At 47.6% G+C, this 23,434-nt stretch carries 21 protein-coding genes; 12 read left to right on the forward strand and 9 right to left on the reverse strand.

Going from position 1 to position 23,434, the window contains the following annotated elements; genetic code table 11:
- A partial coding sequence (locus tag GCU44_RS23000; RefSeq protein ID WP_161993924.1) for a malectin domain-containing carbohydrate-binding protein occupies nt 1-1,129 on the forward strand: 1,129 nt, incomplete at its 5' end.
- Between the two features lie 332 nt (nt 1,130-1,461).
- Nucleotides 1,462-2,859, forward strand: a complete 1,398-nt coding sequence (locus tag GCU44_RS10925) for a UDP-glucose 6-dehydrogenase (protein ID WP_154856433.1) — start codon at nt 1,462-1,464, stop codon at nt 2,857-2,859.
- 76 nt (nt 2,860-2,935) lie between these two features.
- Here GCU44_RS10925 and GCU44_RS10930 read toward each other — a convergent pair whose 3' ends face one another.
- The 5 genes from GCU44_RS10930 to GCU44_RS10950 form a co-directional block, all read right to left on the reverse strand.
- On the reverse strand, nt 2,936-3,304 hold the full coding sequence (locus GCU44_RS10930) for a BlaI/MecI/CopY family transcriptional regulator (RefSeq protein WP_092167782.1): 369 nt from the start codon (nt 3,302-3,304) through the stop codon (nt 2,936-2,938).
- A gap of 202 nt (nt 3,305-3,506) precedes the next feature.
- The gene (locus GCU44_RS10935) at nt 3,507-4,259 is read right to left on the reverse strand and encodes an acyl-CoA desaturase (RefSeq protein ID WP_092167785.1); all 753 of its coding nucleotides are present in this window, start codon (nt 4,257-4,259) and stop codon (nt 3,507-3,509) included.
- A gap of 135 nt (nt 4,260-4,394) precedes the next feature.
- Nucleotides 4,395-5,273: a serine hydrolase gene (locus GCU44_RS10940; RefSeq protein WP_154856434.1), complete on the reverse strand. Its 879-nt coding sequence runs from the start codon at nt 5,271-5,273 to the stop codon at nt 4,395-4,397.
- Between the two features lie 47 nt (nt 5,274-5,320).
- Nucleotides 5,321-6,349 carry an alkaline phosphatase D family protein gene (locus GCU44_RS10945; protein ID WP_154856435.1) on the reverse strand — a complete coding sequence of 343 codons (1,029 nt, stop codon included), beginning with the start codon at nt 6,347-6,349 and terminating at the stop codon, nt 5,321-5,323.
- 65 nt (nt 6,350-6,414) lie between these two features.
- Nucleotides 6,415-7,743: a S41 family peptidase gene (locus tag GCU44_RS10950; protein WP_154856436.1), complete on the reverse strand. Its 1,329-nt coding sequence runs from the start codon at nt 7,741-7,743 to the stop codon at nt 6,415-6,417.
- Nucleotides 7,744-7,934: 191 nt separating this feature from the next.
- Between GCU44_RS10950 and GCU44_RS10955 the strand changes: the two genes are divergently transcribed.
- Nucleotides 7,935-8,591: a TetR/AcrR family transcriptional regulator gene (locus GCU44_RS10955; protein WP_154856437.1), complete on the forward strand. Its 657-nt coding sequence runs from the start codon at nt 7,935-7,937 to the stop codon at nt 8,589-8,591.
- Nucleotides 8,592-8,596: 5 nt separating this feature from the next.
- Nucleotides 8,597-9,916, forward strand: coding sequence for an ABC1 kinase family protein (locus tag GCU44_RS10960; protein WP_154856438.1), 1,320 nt, complete (start codon nt 8,597-8,599; stop codon nt 9,914-9,916).
- On the opposite strand, the gene GCU44_RS10965 is transcribed toward GCU44_RS10960, so the two are convergent.
- Nucleotides 9,909-11,003 (reverse strand): serine hydrolase domain-containing protein, encoded by a 1,095-nt coding sequence (locus tag GCU44_RS10965; RefSeq protein WP_154856439.1) that lies wholly within the window; start codon nt 11,001-11,003, stop codon nt 9,909-9,911. The genes GCU44_RS10960 and GCU44_RS10965 overlap by 8 nt on opposite strands.
- Before the next feature lie 173 nt (nt 11,004-11,176).
- Here GCU44_RS10965 and GCU44_RS10970 point away from each other — a divergent pair, with 173 nt between their 5' ends.
- The 4 genes from GCU44_RS10970 (at nt 11,177) to GCU44_RS10985 (ending at nt 14,656) form a co-directional block, all read left to right on the forward strand.
- Nucleotides 11,177-11,323 carry a hypothetical protein gene (locus tag GCU44_RS10970; protein WP_154856440.1) on the forward strand — a complete coding sequence of 49 codons (147 nt, stop codon included), beginning with the start codon at nt 11,177-11,179 and terminating at the stop codon, nt 11,321-11,323.
- A gap of 105 nt (nt 11,324-11,428) precedes the next feature.
- Nucleotides 11,429-13,024, forward strand: a complete 1,596-nt coding sequence (locus GCU44_RS10975; RefSeq protein ID WP_154856441.1) for a M81 family metallopeptidase — start codon at nt 11,429-11,431, stop codon at nt 13,022-13,024.
- Nucleotides 13,025-13,373: 349 nt separating this feature from the next.
- Nucleotides 13,374-13,970 carry a hypothetical protein gene (locus tag GCU44_RS10980; protein WP_154856442.1) on the forward strand — a complete coding sequence of 199 codons (597 nt, stop codon included), beginning with the start codon at nt 13,374-13,376 and terminating at the stop codon, nt 13,968-13,970.
- Nucleotides 13,970-14,656, forward strand: coding sequence for a DUF2490 domain-containing protein (locus GCU44_RS10985; RefSeq protein WP_241684914.1), 687 nt, complete (start codon nt 13,970-13,972; stop codon nt 14,654-14,656). Before GCU44_RS10980 ends, GCU44_RS10985 begins: the two co-directional genes overlap by 1 nt.
- 49 nt (nt 14,657-14,705) lie before the next feature.
- Here the strand turns inward: GCU44_RS10985 and GCU44_RS10990 are convergent, their stop codons facing one another.
- Nucleotides 14,706-15,167 (reverse strand): hypothetical protein, encoded by a 462-nt coding sequence (locus GCU44_RS10990; protein WP_154856444.1) that lies wholly within the window; start codon nt 15,165-15,167, stop codon nt 14,706-14,708.
- Between the two features lie 192 nt (nt 15,168-15,359).
- Here GCU44_RS10990 and GCU44_RS10995 point away from each other — a divergent pair, with 192 nt between their 5' ends.
- Nucleotides 15,360-15,605: a hypothetical protein gene (locus GCU44_RS10995; RefSeq protein ID WP_154856445.1), complete on the forward strand. Its 246-nt coding sequence runs from the start codon at nt 15,360-15,362 to the stop codon at nt 15,603-15,605.
- A 144-nt stretch (nt 15,606-15,749) separates the two neighbouring features.
- Here the strand turns inward: GCU44_RS10995 and GCU44_RS11000 are convergent, their stop codons facing one another.
- Entirely contained in the window at nt 15,750-17,153 is a 1,404-nt protein-coding gene (locus tag GCU44_RS11000) for a transglutaminase-like domain-containing protein (protein WP_154856446.1), read from the reverse strand.
- Nucleotides 17,154-17,418: 265 nt separating this feature from the next.
- Here GCU44_RS11000 and GCU44_RS11005 point away from each other — a divergent pair, with 265 nt between their 5' ends.
- The 3 genes from GCU44_RS11005 to xylA are packed head-to-tail and all read left to right on the forward strand — an operon-like array spanning nt 17,419 to nt 21,926.
- Entirely contained in the window at nt 17,419-19,062 is a 1,644-nt protein-coding gene (locus GCU44_RS11005; RefSeq protein WP_154856447.1) for a sodium/sugar symporter, read from the forward strand.
- A 22-nt stretch (nt 19,063-19,084) separates the two neighbouring features.
- Nucleotides 19,085-20,578 carry a xylulokinase gene (locus GCU44_RS11010; RefSeq protein ID WP_154856448.1) on the forward strand — a complete coding sequence of 498 codons (1,494 nt, stop codon included), beginning with the start codon at nt 19,085-19,087 and terminating at the stop codon, nt 20,576-20,578.
- Nucleotides 20,579-20,612: 34 nt separating this feature from the next.
- The gene (gene xylA / locus GCU44_RS11015) at nt 20,613-21,926 is read left to right on the forward strand and encodes a xylose isomerase (protein ID WP_154856449.1); all 1,314 of its coding nucleotides are present in this window, start codon (nt 20,613-20,615) and stop codon (nt 21,924-21,926) included.
- Between the two features lie 64 nt (nt 21,927-21,990).
- Here xylA and GCU44_RS11020 read toward each other — a convergent pair whose 3' ends face one another.
- Nucleotides 21,991-23,400, reverse strand: coding sequence for a tagaturonate reductase (locus tag GCU44_RS11020; protein WP_154856450.1), 1,410 nt, complete (start codon nt 23,398-23,400; stop codon nt 21,991-21,993).
- Between the last annotated feature and the right edge of the window lie 34 nt (nt 23,401-23,434).

The following is a 23,434-nucleotide window of genomic DNA, read 5'->3' on the forward strand; positions in this document are numbered from 1 at the left end:
AGTAACGCTGACGGTAACGGATGAGCAGGGAGAAGAAGCCAGCGATCAATTGACGATTGTGGTGTCTCCGGAAGTGGTACCGCCAGTTGATCCGGCATTCGAGTTGCGTATTAACGCAGGCGGACCAGCACTGACGTACGAGGGCAAGGACTTTGCTGCAGACACGTACTTTGTGGGAGGAAAAACCTATACGAACAGCAGTGCTTCGCTTCCGACCTTGTACCAGACAGAGCGAAGTTCGACAACGAAAACGTTTGCCTACGAGGTACCGCTAGCAAATGGCGACTACCAGGTAGTGCTTCACTTTGCGGAGATCTACTGGGGAGTGGCAACCGGCGTTGCCGGAGGCAGTGGCAAGCGGGTGTTCAATGTGAACATCGAAGGGGATCCGGTGCTGAGTTCCTTTGACATCAACGCGGAAGCGGCACCGGGTACGGTGTTGACGAAAACCATCGATGTCACGGTAAGTGACGGGGAGCTGACGATGAACTTCTCTGCACAAGGCGGAGCGGATCAGCCAAAACTCTCGGCGTTTGAGGTTATCGAAATAGACGGATCCGGGCTGCGTACGAATCAACAACAAGCAGCACCGTTACTGGTCGCAAGCCCCATGGAGGGATCAGGTCCATTGATGGTCAAATTTTCTGGCGACTTGCTGGGAACTGCAGATCCTGAATTGAGCTACTACTGGGATTTTGGAGACGGCAACGCTTCCAAAGAAAAGAATCCGGTGAATATCTTCACCGAGCCAGGTGTGTACGAAGTAAAGGCCAGGATTGGTAAATACGGTATTCCGCTGTACACCGAAACAGTGATGGTAACTGTTTGGGATGAATCGCAGGATCAAGACGGTGAGTCGGTGGTTGAACAAGCGGTTACGATTGCGATGTATCCGAATCCAGCCTCTACTTTCGTGAATTTGAGACTGGATCATCCTACGGAACAGATTGCGGAGGTTAGGATCTTCGATTTGCGTGGAAGACTGGTGAATACCTTTGTGCCGGCTGAGGATCAGTTCAGTAAGTCGTATGAGATCTCGGTCAATGATCTGGCGGCAGGGTTGTATTTTGTCAGCACGATTACCGATTCGGGTTACAGGGATATGCAGCGATTGATCATCGTTCGATAATGCCAGTAAGCAGAAGTTCCCTCTTGACAACAGCCAATTGACCAATTTGGCTAGTATAAAAGTAACGGGAAAGGGAGTTCGATTTCGAGCTCCCTTTTTTCGTTTGGCCGGTAATGGAAGTTGGTTCGCTACAAACAGGCACTATTTTTTACTGTAGGAATGCAAATTAATCAACAAAAACACGCTTTATTTTTGATAATCCGTGGAATGAATTATTTTTGCCTCCTAGCTTACAACGGTTTCCGCGAGAATTTTAGATTAAATTTTTAATAAAAGAAAGTAGAATTAATTTTATACTGTCCGCACGTGTGCTGATTTAAACCAAAAAAAAAATGAAAGTCCAGAATATTTGTTGTATCGGGGCGGGATATGTGGGAGGCCCGACCATGGCGGTGATTGCAAAAAAATGTCCAGACATCAAGGTAACGGTGGTGGATATCAATCAGGATCGCATTGCTGCCTGGAATGATGAGAACGTAGATAATATTCCGGTATACGAGCCGGGTTTATCTGCGGTAGTGGCAGAAGCAAGGGGAAGAAACTTATTTTTTTCCACAGATGTGGACAAAGCCATTGACGAAGCCGAAATGATTTTTATTTCTGTAAATACCCCTACGAAGACCTACGGAGAAGGGAAGGGACAGGCCGCGGACTTGAAATGGATCGAATTATGTGCCCGGCAGATCGCCCGGGTAGCTAAGGGAGATAAAATCGTTGTGGAGAAATCTACCTTGCCTGTTCGTACAGCCAGTACGCTGAAGGATATTTTGACGCATACAGGAGACGGATTAAGTTTCCAGATACTTTCCAATCCGGAGTTTCTTGCTGAGGGAACTGCAGTGGAGGATCTAATGGATCCGGACCGGGTATTGATTGGTGGGGACCAGACACAGGAAGGCTTGAATGCCATTCAGGCACTGGTAGATGTATACGCCAGGTGGGTTCCCAGAGAAAAAATCCTGACGACCAACGTGTGGTCCTCTGAATTGTCTAAACTTACTGCCAATGCTTATCTGGCACAGCGGGTTTCTTCAATTAATTCCCTCTCGGAATTATGTGAATTTACGGAGGCAGATATCAATGAAGTAGCCAGGGCAATCGGTACCGATTCGCGCATTGGTCCCAAGTTTTTAAAGGCTTCGGTGGGTTTTGGAGGTTCTTGTTTCCAAAAGGACATTTTGAACCTCGTTTACATTTCCAGAAGCTACGGCTTGAACGAAGTGGCTGACTATTGGGAGCAGGTAATCATTATGAACGACCATCAAAAACGGCGTTTTGCGAAGAAGATTATCAAAAACCTATACAATACGGTAAGCGGGAAGAAGATTGCCTTTTTAGGCTGGGCATTTAAAAAAGACACCAACGATACCCGCGAATCGGCCGCCATCTATGTAGCGGATCATCTGCTAAACGAGCAATCCTTCATAGAAACGTATGATCCGAAAGTGAAAAAAGAACAGGTATATACAGATCTTGACTATCTTGGGAGCAGGTCGTCGGAAGAAAATCGTAAAAATTTAACGGTGGGTACCGATCCGTACAAGGTCTGCGAAGGAGCTCACGCAGTAGCGGTGTTGACCGAATGGGATGAGTTTAAAACCTACGATTGGAAGCGTATCTACGATGGGATGCTTAAACCTGCCCACGTATTTGATGGAAGAAATATTCTTGATAAAGAGGCGCTACGATCCATTGGATTTCAGGTGCATGCGATTGGAACCGCAGATTAAAAATTGAATGGCACCTATGGGAGAATTGGAACAAAAAAGGGTGAGAAATCACCCTTTTTTGTTACCCGTTTACTGATCAGGTGCTTTTTACATCGTCTTTTACTTCGTCCATAATTTTTTCGAGGGCCTTCACATCCAATTTTTCATCTTTGGCGAAAAAAGAGGCCAATTTGGCGAATGAACCACTAAAATAACCTGATAGAAGATTTTTTATGGTAAAACTTCTGTATTCGTCTTTCGAAACAATGGGGTAATATTCATGGGATTTGCCATAAGCACGGTGCTTAACAAAACCTTTCCTCTCCAAAATACGTATAATTGTCGATACCGTGTTATACGCCGGTTTTGGCGTTTTCATTTTTTCCAGGACATCTTTGACAAATCCTTTCTCAATGTCCCATAGAATCTGCATGATCTGCTCTTCTGCTCTTGTTAATTCTCTCATAAGTTTACTAAAGTAGGTGATTTTGCATGAACTTAACCATTTAGTTTTTTAATTGCAAAGCTTTTTTAAAAAAAATATGCTGTAAAAAGAATTATTCAAAAAATCCTACTAAAAGTTAAATGTTTTTTGGGCCTTGGCTTTTTTTTGCGCAAAAAAAATCAGCTGTCCTGAAAGTCCGTGAACAGCTGATTTGTAAGGGGAGTTAACCCATCGGTTTTAATTTTATGATTCCCGTTGCATGGAGTAATTTAACAATGGGATAAGTGGGGTCAAACTCGTACCATTTGACGGCAAAGTTGGCCCGTTTAGGTAAGCGGTGGTGATTGTTTTGAAACAATTCTCCCAACATGAGAAAATCTAAAAACAGGGAATTTTTTGAGTGGTCGTTGTTGTCGAAATTTGCGTATCCGTATTTATGGCCGCTCCAGTTGACGATGGCTCCATGTACTGGGCCCATCATAAAATGTATGGGGAGCAGGAAGTACATCCACCAGTGGGTTCCTGCCAATTCAAATACACTGATGCTTAACACGTATATTACTACGTATACCAAACCCCAGCCGATTCGTAGAAACATGGTGTCGGCAAACCGATCAAAGCGGTTCCAATCCGGCACATCTTTTGAAAACCGTTCTTCGGGTTTGACCTTAAATGTAAAATGTTCGTTGTATATTTTTTTTGTCTTCCACATCATGGTAAACAGATTTTCTGTATGATGCGGGCTATGCGGGTCTTTTGGTGTATCGCTGTACGCATGGTGCATGCGGTGCAGGATAGCGTATGCTCTGGGGGAAAGGTACGAACTGCCCTGAGCAATCCAGGTGAAAATGTAAAAAAATTTTTCCCAGAACTTACTCATTACAAACATCTGATGGGCGGCATACCGGTGCAGAAAAAAACTCTGACAGAATAACGAAAAGTACCAATGCAGAAGAAATAGAACGATTAAAATCACTGTTATTTAATTTTGATTACTACCGTAAAATTAAAGCCAAATTTCCGGATTCTAGCCTTAGTCACGGAATTTTTTATGAAAGGTAGAAAAATCATTCATTGGAAAGGTTTCCCATCGTTTTTTAGGAGAGTTAATTTATTGGTTCTGTTCTGCTTCAAAGTAATTCCATAGCATTCCGGATAGTTTTCGCTGAAGTCGGTAGGCTTCGTTGTCCTCGTCCCAGGTAGTATCTCGATTATTTTTAGTGGCGATGTAGAATACGTAGTCGCCCGAGGGTCCGTTGACCATTACCAGTTCAGAGCGGGAACTGCTCACCATCCCTTGTTTGGAGGCGGTCTGAATGTAGGGAGGTATGGCAGAAAGTGCGTAATTGTCATAGATCACATTGCTCATAAGCCGGTACATTTTTTGAGATAGTTCGGGAGAGAATAATTCTTCGTGACGAATCATTCGTAGCAAGGAAACCATTTCCCTGGGGCTTGTTTGACCCCAGCCATATTTTTCCCAGGCTTCCTGCCTGCCCGCTGTACGGGAATTCACCCGGGTGTGTTCCAAACCCAGGCTGTCCAGAAGTTTATTAATCTCTTGCCCACCTCCAGCGAGTTCCTGACACCAAAGGGAAGCTGTATTATCGCTGTAGCCGATCATCAGTGAGAGCAGTGTGGCCAAGTCGGTCTCCGTGCTATCTTTAAAATATTGCATGAGCCCGGAACCTCCATACCGGATGCTGTCTCTGTAAAGCAGGGCCGTATCCAGCTCCAATTTTTTGTCATGGATTTGCTTGAAAATACCCACCATGATCGGCACTTTGATGACACTGGCGGTCGGGAAAAGAGAATCCGCCCGAATGGCAAAAATTTCTCCACTTGCCAGATGTTCCACATACAGACCGGTTTCCCCACCAAAATTTGCCATTTCCTCTTCCAGTTTTTGTGTGAAAGAAAAAGACTGAGCCTGTACCAGCTGACAGGCCGACCAAAAAACCAAAAAAAATGTTACCGAAGCTTTTGTCATGTTTGGTTGCGAAATTAGCCTGTATATTTCTCTATAAATTGCCCTTGCTAAAACGAAATGTCCTGTTCCAGTAGCGCCAGTCCTTCTACTCCTTTGATGTGAAATTTCATCCGTTTCTCTTCCCAATCGATGGTTAGCAGCCCATAATGAAGCTCATGGATGACTTCCCCCTGTCGATATCGATTTGGTTCTCCCGAGTAATCCGAATACACATGGGTTAACCCACTGCTGGTGATTTCATAAAGTGGGTAGCCGTTATTTAAGGTCATTTTGGATACCTCCGAAATGTGCCGGTCCCCGCTTATCAACACCGCTCCGCTGGGGTTCGTTTTTTCAATTAGCGCCAGCAATCGCCGACGCTCGGCTGGAAAATTGGCCCATTTTTCAAACCGGTGTTCTTCCGGCAGAAACTGAATGCCCGAGGCGAGGATGTGGATGGCGGCATCGCTATTCTCCAAAGCCTCTTCCAACCATTTCCATTGGGCTTCTCCGAGGAGGGTTCCTTCCTCATTCGGTACATAGCTGCCATTGACTTTTAGAAGCGTATCCCGGTGGTAACGTGTATCGAGCAGGAGTAGTTTTACTTTCCGATCACCGGAACCAAACGTGTGCGCAGCATAGGCACCTTTTTGAGACCTTCTGGGGCTTTCTTTTGGCACCTCTAAAAAATCAAGCAACAATTGCTGGCTGGAGTCCTTCTGGCTGTAGTGTTTGCCGCCATCGTTGATCCCGTAATCGTGGTCGTCCCATATGCCCACGACCGGGGTAGTTACCCGTAACTTCTGATAGTCCGGCTGCTGGTATTGCATTTCGTAACTAGCAGCCATTTCCTGCATATCGTGCGTATCCGCATAGATATTGTCTCCCAACCAAATCCAGACATCTGGCTTTTCATCCAGGATGGGTTTCCAAAGTGGTTGTGGCAGGTGTTGCCGGTTACAGGAACCGAAAGCAAGGGTACCAGGCCCTTTATTCACCTGATTTTCAGTCGACGGTGGGGAACAAGCGGCAACAAGCAGACAAAAGGCCAATCCTTTCGTGAACAATTGAAACGAACCGATGGGCAGTATTTTCATAGGAAGAGTCGGCGGTTTACGGTAGATTTAACTAAAAGAAGACGAATGACAAAAATCAAAACAGCCTAGTAAACGGGAAATTCTTTCTCCAGACCGGTAAAACTGTCAATCATTTGCCAGGTAGATGGCTGAAATCGCTGTCGGTTGTTTGACGCACTGCCCCCATATTGAATGTAGGTAAGCGCACTTGCCAGGTTGTCTTCCTTTGGATCGCCCCAGTTAAAGGCGGGGTTGTCCCTGGAAGGGATGGTTACCGGAAAACCCTGGTAATACGCAGCATTTCCATTTGCGTTGGCGATAGCAAACGTAATGGGGACCAATTCCACCTGGTTTTGCGACAGCACTTCGTTAAATTGGGATAGGGGAAAAGAGCCAACGGGCTTGCCGTAGGTGCTTTCTCCTACCAGAATGACGTCCATGTACGGATCCAAACAGTTGATGATTAGCTCGCTTGCAGAGGCAGAGCCGCGGGAGGTGATGACTAGAAGTCGATCTAATTCCAGATTGCCGGTTTTACTGAACTGAAAAGTCTCGTTAAAATTGGTTTTTTCCGCGTTTAGGGCATTGGTATACATGAGTTTTCCGTCTTCGGAAGCAGGTATGAGCGCATTCATGATTTGTTCTGCGACATCCACAGAACCACCGCCATTGTACCGCAAATCCAAAACGAGTTCGTCTATACCTTGTGATTCAAAATAGGAAAGCGTTTCTTCCACCTCCAGGCTGCGGTTGGGGCTGACACCAGGGCTTACCTTGAAGCTATTGTATACCCAATAGCCTACTTTTTTGCCTCCGGTTTCCAATACCTCTCGGTGAAGAACCGAGTTCGCCTGGTATTCGGATTTGATATTTGTTCGGGTAGTGGTACTGCCGTCAGGTAGTTTGAACGTAAAGGTATTGGTAACTCCCGGTGTATTTTCCCCCAACTCAAAATTGTATCCGTTCGTCGAGCGGTAGGATTCGATGGGTTTCCCGTTGATTTCAATGATTTCCCAGCCGCGTTCCCAGCCGTCCAATCCGGCTGGTGAGTCTTTGTAGACAAACGACACGTACAGTTTTCCATCTTCGCCAAGACCAAAACCAAATCCATGTCCGGCATTTTGACCGGTAAAGGCCTTGTTGAATTCCTCCTGTGTGGTGAGATAGGACCAACGGTCCAGTTGTAGGTACATGAGGTCGTACAAGAGGTCTTCGTTACTTCGGTAACTGCCCGAATTGATGGTTGCTGGCAAACGGTCGTTCCAATAGTACCATTCCTGCATGCTTTCAAAAATTGCCTCTTTGACCAGCGATTCACTGCTGGGCATTTCTTCAAATTCCCGATTGCAAGAAACGAGGAACACCGAAAGTCCCAAAAAAAGCCCAAGAAAACATTTCCTTACTAGCAACACCATAACCTGTTTTTCATTTTCCCCCATCATTAACGAAAAAAAACCCGAATTGGATGCACGTTGGGTAAACAAATCTATCGGATCAATTAATTCCCCAAACCTGTTTGGGTGCCCGATAAAATTATTTACACATTTTAACAAACCTCTTGGACCCCGAACGTGTTATTTTCCCGGAGTACATTAATGACGAAGAAATGACAGAAAAAACAAAAAGTCGAAAGACAGAAAAGAATAAGATAATTGATGCGTACATCAACCATATTTTAGAGACAGGCAACGAACCGGCGTCGGTTTTTAAATTCACCAAGGAATTGAAAATGCAGGAAGCTGCATTTTACGATCACTTCAGCAATTTTGAATCCATCAAAAAAGCTGTTTGGGCTCGCGTTTACGAGGCCACCCTCGCTAACCTGGAAAGTCAGGAAGTTTACAAGTCGTATTCTACCCGTGAAAAGCTACTTGGATTTTACTTTACCTGGGTGGAAGAATTGAAAAGCAGGCGCTCCTATTTACTGGCTGTCTACGGAGATACTGCATTCAAGGATAAAAATTTCCCGACCGAGCTGAAAGAATTTAAGCGTAGTTTTAAGGATTTTGTTAATGAGTTGATACTTGAGGGCAAGGAGACCGAGGAAATTGCCGAGCGACCCTACCTGTCGGATCGGTACGACGAAGCCCTTTGGCTTCAGGTGCTTTTTCTGTTTCGATTTTGGCTGAAAGATGACTCTCCGGCATTCGAAAAGACCGATGCGGCCATCGAAAAATCAGTAAATCTGGCGTTTGATCTAATGGGAAAGTCCGCAGTGGATAGTTTCGTGGATTTTGCCAAATTTTTATTTCAATCCAGGTAGAGACCATGACTCAGAAACTAAAAGAACAGCAAAGTATTCCCGTTTCCAAGGTACAGCGGGCTGTCAAATTTATCAGTACCGGTGCGCGGGTTGGGGGCAACTACATGAAGCATTATGCAAAAAAAGTAGTCAATCCTTCCCTGAATAAAGACGACTTGCACCGGGACAATGCTACCGATATCTATGCTTCATTAAGTGAGCTAAAGGGGAGTGCTTTGAAAGTGGCCCAGATGATGGCCATGGACAAAAACATGTTGCCACGGGCGTACCAGGACAAATTCACCATGGCCCAATACAGCGCGCCGCCCTTGTCCTATCCCCTTGTGGTAAAAACCTTTGTGCAATATTTTAAAACCGGACCGGAAAACCTTTTCGATACCTTCACCCCCTCTGCTGTCAACGCGGCTTCCATTGGCCAGGTGCACCAGGCTACGAAAGATGGAAAAATATATGCAGTAAAAATCCAATATCCGGGCGTGGCTTCCAGTGTACAGTCCGATCTTAAATTGGTAAAACCATTCGCACTCCGCCTGTTAAACATGAACGAGCGGGAATTGGACCACTACATGGAAGAGGTGGAGGAAAAATTACTCGAAGAGACAGATTACGAACTGGAGGTGAAGCGGAGCAAGGAAATTTCCAAGGCTTGCGGTCACATTGCCGATCTGAATTTCCCCAACTACTACGAGGAGCTGAGCAGTTCGCGTATCATTACCATGGATTGGATGGAAGGACTGCACCTGAAGGAGTGGTTGGCTACGCAGCCCGATCAAGCCGCAAAAAACAGGGTAGGGCAGGCCCTTTGGGATTTTTACCACCACCAGGTGCACGAATTGAAACAGGTGCATGCCGATCCCCATCCGGGTAATTTCATCATTCAGGAGGGAAACCAATTGGCAGTTATCGATTTTGGATGTGTCAAAGTGATTCCAGAGGACTTCTATCAAGGTTATTTCTCCTTAATAAAAAAGGACCTTCTCATACGGGAAGACGAGTTGAATCAAATTTTCTACAACCTGGAGTTTATTAGTGACAAAGATTCCGAGGAAGAGAAGCTGTATTTCAAAGCCATCTTCAAAGAAATGATTTCTCTGCTAGGCAAGCCGTTTCATGTAGAAAAATTTGACTTCGCAGACGATGCGTATTTCCAGCAGATTTTTGCCCTCGGGGACAAAATATCGAACGACAAAATGTTCAGGAAATCGAAACAGGCACGGGGTTCCCGGCATGGCTTGTACATCAATCGGACCTATTTCGGTCTTTATAATCTATTGAATCAACTTCAGGCATCCATTGATACCACAAAGCCGGATTGGCTTAAGTGATCACCGGAGATTGATTCGTATTGCTCAGCGCATGGAGAATAAATCGGGCGAGTTTGTAAGGAAGGAGCGGTCTGTCTGATTGATTGACCGTGCCGGTCAAATACAGGTGGAGGTCCGGGACAAAAAAAGAAAAAGCGCCGGTGATCCCCGTTTGTCCGATGATCGCCGGTGATTTTCCCCATGGCAGGGTATACAAAGGCTTTTGGTAGCGGCAGATACCCAGGCCATGAGACAGGGATGCGGATTCTCGCTGCCAGTCAAAGATGGCGTCTAACTCGCTGGGAGGGAAGAATTTCCCGTGCAGGTACGATTTGAGGAAGGTCATGCAGTCCTGTGCCGTACTAACCATGCCCCCTGCGGCTCCAAACGAGGCCATGGCCCGCGGGATGTGAACGGCTTCTTTTCCGTTGTAAAAGGGAGTGGGCGTTCGATCGTAGGGGTCTTTGTAAACATACGTCTCCGTCATGGCCAGGGGTTTGGTCTGAAAGGTTTCCAAAGCCCCCTCCAAGCTGAGGGCGGTCACTTTTTCGATTACCTTTCCCAATAGTAGGAAATTGGTTTCGGAGGGGTGCGGTTTTTGGGAAGCACCCGGCCGGGATAAGGAAGAGGTATTCCGAACTACCTGTAGTACTTCAGCAAAGGTCCATTCCCGGTCATTTCTTGAAAAAAGTTCGTCTTTTAATTTTTTTTCTCCTCCGATAGGCAGCCGCAGGTAATCCGGTATTCCGGACTGATGGGTCAGCAGTTGTTTCAGCGTGATCGTCGGCGTACGGTCGGTACCTCGCCGGCGGCCAATACCGGCGTATTCCGGTCCGGTCAAATACTGCCTAAAAGGCTCATCCAGATTCACCTTACCTCTTATCTTTAATTTTATCAGCAAAGCAGCGATATGGAGTCTTGCCAGGCCACTAATAAAATAGGGTTGCCGTTTGTTGAGGTTTCCAGATGCCCCGATCCAGGCGATCGGATCCTTTCTTTCCTGATACAGGGAAAGGATGAGTCCTTTTAGATTTTCCTGTTTACAAAATCGATCCAGTTGATGTTGCCAATGCGTAGAAGCACTGGGATTACGCTCATTGAGGGTCATGGCTAACACCTTGATTTACTTGATAAAAGTAATTTGTAGTTAACAGGCTTAATTTACCCACAAATTGGCACAAAAAGCCAGTTACTTTCATTAGATTGCAAAAAAAAATTGAAGAAACCGTTTTTTTGGTTATTTCATGATTGAAAGCTAGTTTCACCAAATCATTTCTGCTCATGGTTTTTATTTCCGCCTTTTATTCGCTGCTACTTCTGGTCTTTTTTGTGCTGGTTTTCAGGTGGGCCAAAAGGCACAACGACCTGAAGGAAGAGCAAAATCATTTGCTGAGGGAAATCCTCGAGAAACTACCGAAGCAACACTAGTACCGGGATCAGCCGCTCAGGCGATTCCACCGACCTACCGTTTAGAACGCTTGAACCCAATAGTAGCCTGCGTATTTTATCAAGTTATCTGTAATGAATCGAATTATGACCACGAAGCACGCTTTTTTTCCCCTACTTTACCTGGCCCTGTACGCGTTGACGTTGGGGGCATGTGGAAGTGGGGATTCCCAAACGCAGGAAAAATCTGCGATTTTGCCACGAATTGCCATCGCTGGTTTGGCGATTGAGTCCAGCACTTTTTCACCGGCGGTGACGCAAGAGGACGCGTTTCATGCCCGTAGAGGGGATGAGGTGTTTGGGTATTATCCCTTTATGCACGAGGATTCGCTTAATCGTGCCCGAGCCACCTGGTTTCCAACCCTGCGCGGACATGCCATTCCGGGGGGGATCGTGGCTCGGGAGGCCTATGAATCCCTGGTTGGAGAAACCCTCGATCGGCTCCGGGAAAACCTTCCCTACGATGGCCTGTTTTTTGATATCCATGGAGCCATGAGTGTGGTCGGCCTGGATGATCCGGAAGGAGATTTTATCCAACGAGTTCGTGAGGTAGTGGGTACGGAAACCATAATTTCCACTTCCATGGATTTGCATGGCAATGTTTCCTGGCGCCTTGCTGCGCATTCCGATCTCATCACTTGCTACCGGATGGCTCCTCACGAAGATGCCCTGGAATCCAAAAAAAGGGCAGTAGATAATCTATTGGAAAGGTTGGAGTCGGGAATGGGAAAACCAGCCTACAAGGCCTGGATACCGGTTCCCATCCTGCTACCCGGAGAAAAGACCAGCACCCGGGTGGACCCCGGAAAGGCGTTGTATGCGGAGGTGTACCCTGCTGCTGATCAGGAAGGTGTGACCGATGCGGCGATATGGGTAGGCTATGCCTGGGCGGATGAACCCAGAAACCATGCGGTGGTCATGGTGACGGGGGATGATCGGTCTACCGTTACCGAAACGGCGGAAAAACTGGCCGCAAGTTTTTGGGAAAAACGGTTTGCGTTTGAATTCATTGCCCCTACAGCAAGCCTTCGCGAAAGCCTGGACATGGCCATAGCGAGTGATAAAAAACCATTTATGATCAGCGATATGGGTGATAACCCCACAGCAGGAGGCGCAGGCGATGTGACCTGGACCCTTCGGGAGATTCTAGCCAGGCCTGAGTTCCAATCGCCGGACGGTCCCTTGCTGATCTATGCTTCTATTCCGGGTCCGGAACTGGTGGATGCCGCCCTGGAAGTGGGTGTGGGCGGTCAGGTAACCGCAAAAGTGGGAGCGGCCGTAGACGACCGTTTCTCTCCCCCGATCACTTTGAGTGGAACGGTAACGGCCATCGAACAGGGTGATCAAAATGCGGAAACGGAAGTAGTGGTGGCAGTAGGCAGTGTCCGGGTGATCGTCACCGCAAAGCGCAAACCCTACCATCGGGAAAGTGATTTTACCAATCTGGGGTTAAACCCCCGGGAATCGGATATTGTGGTGGTAAAGATCGGTTACCTCGTTCCAGAACTGTACGACATGCGAGCCGACTGGATCATGGCACTTACCCCGGGAGGCGTCGATCAGGACCTGGAACGCCTGGAGTTTAAGCGAATCAACCGACCCATGTTCCCGTTTGATCCGGAAATGGAAACGCCGGACTTGAGCGCACGCCTGGTGCCGCTTTCTCACGAATATGAGGAATGAAAAGCGGGATGGCAGTGTGCGGTTGGGGTACCGATTCGGATGGGGAAATGCGGTAGTTCGCCCGATGCAATGCGACGGACCGATTTCACCGAACCACATTCGCATTCCATCGTAAGGAAGCGTGGGGGACAATGGACGTGTACACCGCAACGGCTCTTTTCGTAAAAAAAAATTCACCTTGCCTATTTTATGTTGATCGATGATTTTCCCGAAAAAGAGCATCTGTGGGGCAGGCGGGGATCATTCGGTGGTAGTTTCTTTTTGACAGGTAGCGAAAGGCCGAATTGGGCATCCACGCTTCCTTGGGTCGATATATCCGAGGCCTGCGCGGGAATCTAACTAAATATGCATGCGACATACGATGATTTGGATAAGTAGATGGCTGGTCGTTACCGGTCTTGTATGGTTCTCGCCCCTTGCGTTATATGGGCAGGAGAAAATTGAGCGGGAATTTCGCATCACGCCCGGGACAGTGCCGGAAGCGGCCAAAGATTGGCTGCACGAGGCGTTTGGATCGCCACGTAAGGTGAAATGGTATGTTGAAGAAACCTCCGGGAAAAGTAGCTATGAGGCCAAGTTTGTGTTCCGAGGAGCGACCCACAGCGTGGAATTTGACCTATCTGGCAGGATAGAAGACATAGAAGTACAAACCACCTGGGAAGCGTTACCCGAATCTACACGGGAGTCAATCGGTAGGTATTTCAAAGACACGTTTAAAAAATACCGGATTGAAAAAATTCAGGTACAATACACTGGAGCGCCTGAGGACTTGAAGGATTCGGTGAAAAATGCGGATTTTGTAACAGTAACGACCCGGTACGAAATTGAATTTTACGGCGAAAATGAAACCAGTAAACAACTTTGGGAGGGTCTGTTTGATGAAAACGGAAACTTGCTAAGTCGGAGAGAAATTGCCATACCCTCCACCAATCACCTGTTCTTTTGATGCGGTATATTCTGGTAGTTATTTTTGGGATGATAGTGGGCCATCAGGGCATGGCACAAGGGCGGCTCACCAATCTGGGCTTTTTCCCCGAGTTGCAGGTTCGGGTGAAGGCAAGCGAAAAACTTCGGTTAACGGGTAAAATTGAAAGTCAACACGGCATGGCTTCCTTGCCTGAGGGAAATGAGGCCAGTTGGGCTTACCGGCACGTGCTTACCGATTTTCAAGGGTTTGCGGGTACTTCGATCAACCCATTCGTCTCCCTGACCGGCGGCTACCAATTTCGATTGGATGGCCGAAACAACGACAGCCACCGGACCATCCAGCAGATTTCCTTTTTACAACGTAAAAGTACCTTTCGCCTGGGGCATCGGATTCGAACCGATCAGACGTTCGCAGCCGCAGAGGCAATTGAGTACCGGCTACGGTACCAGCTTTCTGCCGAAATTGCGCTTCAGGGACAGACCGTTGACCCCGGAGAATATTACCTCGTGTTAGCAGATGAGCTCATTTATAGCTATCAGGACCGGGATAGCGGACTGGAAAACCGATTTGTGGCGGCCCTGGGCCATTTGTCGCGAAACAGACAGAAGTTTCAGGTCGGTATCGATCACCGAACCGACCGGTTCTTCGATGCTGGACTGCGGCAGCGCATCTGGTTTAAATTTGGATGGTATCTCACGCTTTAGCAATAGCAATCAGGTAGGGGAAACCACTTCCCACAGGCCTTGCTAGTGGCTAATAGAGGTCCAGGATGGTATAGGTACGGTCATTCATTGAAAAAGAATCTCCTTTCTTTTTGCCTACCATTTCTTTATAGATGGGAGCTTTCCGGGATATGCCGAAAATATTTTCTCCATCAACTTCAAAATTCTCAATGCTCACACTGGGAAAAAAAGTCATTTTATCGGTTTTTACGATGGCTCCCAGCGTAACTTCCTCAAAAAGATTTGTTGCGGTTTTCATTTGCTTTAGAAAATCCAGTTCCTCGATCACAAAATTCAACTCGTCTGCAATGCGGTTGATGACAATTGCGCTTTCGTCTTCCTGTCCTTGTTGGTCGTATTCATACAACTGATCCTGAGTCTGTTGTTCACCTTCTCTGAGTTCCTGAATGCGGTTTCTAAAATCTGCAACAATGGCTTCCTGGTAGCGAATGGCTTGCTCCATCACCTTTTTTTTGTGGGTTAATTTTTCCATTTTTCGGAGTATGGGTTAGTAAATAATGGGTACTAAAATGGGTTGGTTTGGTATATACGGATAAAATACGCACAATTTAGCGGGTCTGCAAGTTTGCGTAGGCCACATGCCGGGGTTTTACCCCTTGAAAATTGCATCCTTTTATAAAAAGTGTAACTTTACAGAGTTGTAAAACCATTAACCAAATAGAAAATGAAATTCTTACACCGTTTGAAATCGACCGTCTTATTACTGATGCTTTTGGGTTTTTTCTTTTCTGCCACCGTTACTTCCTGTGGTAACAAGAAAAGTGAAAGCACCGAAGAGGCAGTGGAACATCCTGAAGGAGATGCCGAGCATCCAGCAGAAGAAGGCGGAGAACATCCTGCAGGCGGAAACGAGCATCCAGCAGAAGAAGGCGGAGAACATCCTGCAGGCGGAAACGAGCATCCGGAATAAGTTTCGGAGTGCCTTCCACCCAATTTATTCCCCTATCAATAAAGGGAAGGGCGAGTGACGAATAAAAGCATGCATGATTCCCTCACGTTTGGAATTTTATTCTAAACGTTACTGTTTCTACCTGTTTCTGTTCGTCACTTTTTTTTACTGAAGGCGTGTGAACGAAAAGGAGGACTCGGCTACCGCAGGTTGCCCCCCGATTTCTAGAAGCGGGTAAGCGAGGAAATTAATGGGTCCCGATTCCGGACCGGGAGTTAGTTCCAGGTCTCTTCCTCGACTGAACTCGATCCGGTTTGCCGGGTGCCTGCCGAAGTAGTAGGTAGCCAATGCGGTGTATTTATTGCCTTCGCTGATGTCCAATGGCCACCATTTGCCCTCAGCATAAAATTCTGCCCAGCAATGGTACCCGTCGATTCCGCCTTCGTTCCGATCGGAAGGAATGGCCGCTCCAATGGAAAATCGAGCCGGAATGCCCACGGATCGGGCCAGGGAAATAAACAGCGAATGAAATTCGGTACAATTTCCGGTTTTGGTGTCGCAGGCATAGACGGCATCTCCTTTGCCGTATTCGCCTGATTTCGCGTAGCGCATGTTGTCGATAATGTAATCGTAGATTGCGCGGGCTTTCATCAGCTGGCTATCGTTTCTTTTTTCTCCAATCGCTTCCATGGCGATTTCCCGAAACCTACGATCCACCGGCATCAACCGGTTGGAAGCCAGGTACCGGTCGGCTACCTGCCCGCTTTCTTCGTAGGGACCTTTCTCCTTACGCGATACACGGTAGGTAAGCGCAATTTCCTGCCCGCTGTGTTCGGGATTCAGTTCCATGTACAGGATGGTATTTGCATTGACCGGGTCTTTTATCAAACGGTGGGTTCCGGGCACCTGCATGGTTTCTAATTCCACACGTTGGAAGGAATCGCTCACGGCAATAGGAATCCACATCTTTGCATCCGCTGTAAGCTGGGGAACGGTTGCCTTGTAATGAAACTGAAACCGGTCCTCCCCTTCGATTACGCCCATTAATTCGTTGGTTGCCTCTTCAATGGGCAGGCGGAACCATGTTTTGTCTTCTTTCTGCTTCCAGCTGTAGAACGGTTTTCCATTGAGTTTGTGTACCGAGGTTTGGGTCACCTCCATGGACCCGGGTTTTCCCTCCAGAAAAAAATCTACATCGTAAACGTCTCCATTGACGTCGGCCAGGTCCACGCAGGCAAAATGGCTATTTGGACCTAGATTTGACAGGTATTCGGTGTGTACCCGTACCAGGCGCAAACGTAGCAGCTTGTCTTCGTCTCTAACCAGGAAATACCCCTCATTTTCGACTGTTTTTGCATCGATGTATGCCTTGATTCCGGCCTCTATATCGTCAATCGCAACTTTTGGTGCCGGTTTACTTGGTGTAACCGGTGCTGCAGCCACTTCTTCCCTTTTTTGGTTGGATTGGCAGGCTACTGCAAGGAATACCCCAAGCAGAAAGAGCAGGGGGGGGCATAGGTACTTGCGGCGGGAAAATGACAAGCGAAAGGTAGACAAATTCGGTTCCATGGAATGCGGAGGTTTGAAAATGGTTAATGTGTCAAAGATACTGTTTTCCTTACAGGTAGCAAGGTCTGCCTCACACAAAGCGGCAGCCAATTGGATTAAACGGTCATTGATTTACAGGAAGGGAACGATCCCAGTATCTTCCACCACTTCACTTTCTGCATCAATTTAATTTTATAAAAACCTTATTTGACTATATTGCATCTTTAATTTTCCGAATACTACCCAATGAATTGACAAAAGACCGAACCCATTAATCCACTTCTTCATGAATTTCACAGCGTTAGACCTGGTCATCTTCTCAGGTTATTGCCTACTCATCCTATCCATGGGCTACCTGGTGTCCCGGGAAAAAAAGGGACACATAAAAAATTCCAACGACTACTTTCTCGCCTCAAAAGCACTACCCTGGTGGGCGGTGGGGGCATCCTTGATTGCATCCAATATTTCTGCTGAACAATTTATCGGCATGTCCGGCTCCGGTTTTGCCCTGGGACTGGCCATATCCACTTACGAATGGATGGCCGCTGCCACCTTGATCATTGTGGCAATATTCTTTTTACCGGTTTACCTGAAGGAAGGGATTAGTACCATGCCCCAGTTTTTGTTGCGGCGTTACGATTCACGCGTCAGGACAGTGATGGCGGTTTTCTGGCTGCTGGTCTACGTTTTTGTTAACCTTACGTCGGTGCTGTATTTGGGTGCCTTGAGCCTGGAAACAATTCTTGGCGTACCACTCGTCTATGGGATTGCGGGACTGGCAGTTTTTGCCATGCTGTATTCGATCTATGGAGGGCTAAAAGCCGTAGCCTGGACCGACGTCGTTCAGGTGTTTTTTCTGGTTTTGGGTGGATTGGCCACGACCTACCTTGCCCTTTCCATTGTTGGTTCCGGGGACGTGATCGCCGGGTTTACTTCCCTGCTTCGGGAAGCGCCTTCTCATTTTCAAATGATCATCAACGAAGGAGAAATGATGATTCCGGACGGGGCAGGCGGTCAACGAGACGCCTACCTGGATCTTCCCGGAATTAGCGTACTTATAGGGGGCATGTGGGTAATTAATTTGAATTACTGGGGCTTCAATCAATACATTACCCAACGGGCACTGGCTGCGAAATCCCTCAACGAAGCCCAAAAGGGAATGGTTTTCGCCGGGTTTTTAAAGTTACTCATGCCGCTGATCGTGGTAATCCCTGGTATTGCAGCCTTTGTTATTGTCAATCAGGGGCTGGATACCAGCTTTATCACCTCGATGACCGACCCGGAAAGTGGTATCATTAAATCCGATCGGGCTTACCCCACCTTACTCCAACTACTTCCCTCGGGATTGAAAGGTCTGGCCTTTGCTGCCTTGACTGCGGCCATTGTTTCCTCGCTGGCGTCCATGGCCAACAGTACCTCAACCATTTTCACGCTGGACATCTACAAGAGTTTTGTTGACGAAAAGGCATCCGAAAACAAGCAGGTACGGGTAGGAAGAATTACAGCCATTGTTGCTTTCTTCATTGCGGCTATCGTCGCGCCTGCGCTGAGCGAACTGGATCAGGCATTTCAGTACATTCAGGAATATACGGGTTTTGTGTCACCGGGAGTTTTCGCTATTTTTATCTTTGGGTTCTTTTGGAAAAAGGCCACTTCCAATGCGGCACTTACAGCGGCTGCATTGACGATTCCTTTGTCAACGGCGTTCAAATTTCTGACTCCGGGTATTCCGTTTATTGACCGGATGGGACTGGTGTTTCTTATTATTTCGGTTTTAATCATTGGAATCAGCTTGTACGAAGGGAAAGGGAAGGACCATCCCAAAGGAATTGAAATCACCAAAGATCTCTTTGTTACCAGTACGAAGTTTAAGATTGGCGCCATTTTGATTTCGGGAATCATCGCCGCCCTTTACATTGTATTCTGGTAATTAGTAACCGATAAAAGCGCACATGAGACGATTATTGATAGGCTATGACCTGGGAAGTTCATCGGTAAAAACCACGCTGCTGGACGCAGACAGCGGTAAGGTCGTGGCTTCCGAAGGGTTGCCCAAGGAAGAAATGACCATTCATGCACCAAAACCAGACTGGGCCGAACAAGACCCGGAGCTTTGGTGGAAATACATACAGGCCACCACGCTGGAAGTATTGCGGAAGGGCGATGTAAAAACCGGTGAAATCAACGCCATCGGCATCTCCTACCAGATGCACGGGTTGGTGTTGGTGGACAAGGATAGGGAAATCATTCGTCCGGCGATTATCTGGTGCGATAGCCGGGCGGTAGGGATCGGAAGGCAGGCGTTCGAGGAACTGGGAGAAGCATATTGCCTGCAGCACCTCCTAAACTCACCGGGCAATTTCACTGCATCCAAATTGAAATGGGTCAAAGACAATGAACCCCAGGTGTACGAACGCATTTACAAAATCATGCTTCCAGGTGATTTCATTGCCATGAAGTTAACCGGGGAAATACAAACCTCCGAAACCGGACTTTCCGAAGGGGTGTTTTGGGATTTTACGACCAATGGTCTCTCCAAACGCCTGCTCGATTACTACGGGCTGGATGCATCCCTGCTTCCGGAGGCGGTTCCTTCCTTTGGAAATCAAGGCAGCCTGTCCGAGACAGCGGCCCGGCAATTGGGATTGGATGCCGGTATACCGGTTACCTACCGGGCTGGGGATCAGCCGAATAATGCGTTTTCGTTGAATGTACTGGAAGAAGGGGAATTGGCGACCACAGCCGGTACTTCGGGCACCGTTTACGGCGTGAGTACGCAACCGGTGTACGATCCGAAGTCTCGGGTCAATACCTTTGTGCATGTCAACCACCGGAAGGAAGATCCCAGGTACGGTGTCCTGCTTTGCGTCAACGGTACCGGTATCCTCAACAGCTGGCTAAAAAAGCTATTGGGAAACGAACAACTCAACTACGAGCAAATGAACCAACTGGCGCAGCAGGTGCCCATTGGAGCCGAAGGACTAAGTTTTATTCCTTTTGGTAATGGAGCGGAACGAATCATGGAGAACAAGCAAGTGGGAGCGCATTTATCCCGGCTAAATTTACTCAAACACGATCACCGTCACGTATTGCGGGCCGGACAGGAAGGTATCGTTTCGGCCCTTACGTATGGCTTTCAAATCATGAAGAACATGGGGCTAAACCTCAAAACAGTGAAAGCAGGAAAAGCCAATATGTTTTTAAGTCCGCTCTTCCGGGAAGCTTTTGTCAACATGAACGAGATCTCCCTGGAATTGTACGATACCGATGGCGCCCAGGGTGCTGCCCGGGGTGCAGGAATTGGTCGGGGCATTTACACCAATGCTGCCGAAGCCTTTGAGGGCTTGGAGCGACTTCAAGTGGTGGAGCCTGAGCAAGAAAAACGCGAAGCATACCGGGAGGTATTTCAACGCTGGGAGCAGAGCCTGCATCAGCTAATCAAATAATACGAATTTTAAATATCTTAACCTATAGTTTACCATGTCAAAAACATTTTTCCCCAGTATCGAAAAAATCAAATTTGAAGGCAGGGATTCTAAAAACCCGTTAGCTTTCCGCTTTTACGATGAAAACCGGATCATTAACGGGAAAACCATGAAGGATCACTTTCGCTTTGCCATTGCGTACTGGCATAGCTTCTGCGCGACCGGCAACGATCCTTTCGGACCAGGTACCATGGTCCGGGAATGGGACAAAGCCGCTGACCCGATCCAGCGGGCAAAGGACAAAATGGATGCCGCTTTTGAATTTATCAGCAAGCTTGGCGTCTCTTTTTACTGTTTTCACGATGTAGATCTGATCGACGAAGGCGAGGATATCGCTACGTATGAAAAGCACATGGAGGCCATCGTGGCCTATGCAAAACAGAAACAACAGGAAACCGGAATCAAACTGCTTTGGGGCACGGCCAATGTGTTCAGCCATCCCCGTTATATGAACGGGGCGGCCACCAATCCGGATTTTAATGTGCTGAGCCGGGCAGCTACGCAGATCAAAAACGCCATTGATGCCACCATTGAGCTGGGTGGAGAAAATTACGTTTTCTGGGGTGGCCGCGAGGGCTACATGTCCCTGTTGAATACCGATATGAAACGTGAGACGGAACACCTGGCGCAGTTTTTAGGCATGGCCAGAGACTATGGACGTAAGCAGGGATTCAAAGGAACCTTCCTCATCGAGCCGAAACCCATGGAGCCAACCAAACACCAGTACGACTACGATGCGGCCACGGTAGTCGGTTTTTTGCGTCATTACGGATTGGATAAGGATTTCAAACTTAACATCGAAGTAAACCACGCCACGCTAGCGGGCCATACCTTTCAGCACGAACTGCAGGTCGCTCAGGATGCCGGTTTGCTTGGAAGCATCGATGCAAATCGGGGCGATTACCAAAACGGATGGGATACCGATCAGTTTGCCATCAATTTGCAGGAATTAACAGAAGCCATGTTGGTATTGTTGCAAGGTCCCGGTTTCACTACAGGTGGGGTGAATTTTGATGCCAAGATCCGCAGAAACTCCACCGATCTGGAGGATTTGTTTCACGCCCATGTGGGCAGCATGGATGCATTTGCCAGAAGCTTGTTGATTGCCAACGAGATCATGGAAAAATCCGATTACCAACTGCTTCGAAAAAGAAGGTATGCTTCCTACGATAGCGGCAAAGGCAAAGACTTTGAAATGGGTAAACTTAGTCTGGAGGATCTGAGAGCCCATGCGCTGGAAATCGGCGAACCAGAGATGATCAGCGGCAAGCAAGAGATGTACGAAAATATCCTGAATCAATACATTTGATGCATCGCTTTCGGGCTAAAAAAAAAGGCTTCCCTTACCGGGGAAGCCTTTTTTTGGTTGCCTGTCATTCTGCTGCAAGCAGGGCTTTTACTTCTTTTATAAGCAGTTCGCTAAGGCCGGGAACGAGGTTCAAATCCTGGTCCCAAAGGTCGATTCTGGAAAGCACGCTGCCCACGAGGTCCTCCGGCGTCTTAATCTTCCAAAGCTGATCGAAATAGTGCAGGTTTTCTTCCCGATCCCGCAGTGGAATGGGGGCTCCCTTGTAATGCCCCCGGTAAAACACCAGTAGTGCTGCAAAGGATTTACACAGGTGAAGGGGTAACTTACCTTCGGTGATGGCGTACTCCAATAAGGAGGGGAGCACCCGTACCTTCCACTTGGCGATGGAATTCAGTGAAATATCGATTAGTTTGTGTTTGATAAACGGGTTTTTGAATCGATCCAACACATCGTGGGCAAAGGGTACCACCAGATCGCTAGACAAACTCATGGAGGGGATGATTTCGTCAAAAATGGTGGATTCCATAAAACGTCCGGTTTCAGGATCGTCCAATACTTCTTTGACCAGTCGCTTTCCCTGGAGGTACCCCATCGGCACCATGCAGGTATGGGCCCCGTTCAGGATCCGGACTTTTCGGGTGCGAAAGGGGCTTAGATCCTTCACCAGAATTACGTTTAAGCCCAGTTTTTCAGCAGGAAAGACCTCGGGAAGCCAGTCCGGCCCCTCGATTGCCCAAAAATGAAAAGGCTCCGCCACCACCAGTTGCTCGTCGCGAAAACCAAGCGTTTCCTGTATCTGGGCGGCCGATTCGACGGGGTAGCCCGGCACGATGCGGTCCACCAGGGTGTTGCAAAAGTGATTGTGTGCTTCCAGCCAGTTTTCAAAGGCTACGGGCAGCTCCCAAAGCCGGGCATAGCGCAGGACATTTTCTTTGAGCTTATCGCCATTGTTTTCTACCAGCTCGCAGGGCAAATGCACCAGTCCTTTGTTAGGATCGCCCTTAAAGTGCGAAAACCGTTGGTACAACAGGGCAGTCAGCTTTCCTGGGAAGGCTTCGGGGGTTAGGGTGCGGTCTTTGTCTTTTTCGTCGAAATAGATGCCTGCTTCTGTGGTATTGGAGAAAACAAAGGCCAGGTCAGGTTCATTGCCCAAAGCCAGAAATGCCGGGTAATCAACGAACGGATTAATGGCCCCCCGGACGCATTGGATCAACCGGTTTTCTTCGATGGTTTGGCCTTTTTGGAAGCCACGCGTGAGCAGGTGATACAAGCCATCCTGGGCATTTATGCCGGCAGCGGGCTTGCGGCTGTGCACCTGTACCATTTGGATGTCTCCATTAAATGCCGTCTTTTCATTAAGTAGATCAACCATCCAATCCGCAAAGCCCCTTAAAAAATTACCTGTGCCAAATTGCACGATTTTTAAAGGTCTCGGTGGGAGGGTAGGAATGTTTTTTCTGTGTAATGGTTTCATAAGTAAGTTCAAATATACGAATGTGATTTAACGT

This window comes from Cyclobacterium xiamenense, from assembly GCF_009467825.1.
GTDB classification, from domain to species: Bacteria; Bacteroidota; Bacteroidia; order Cytophagales; family Cyclobacteriaceae; genus Cyclobacterium; species Cyclobacterium xiamenense.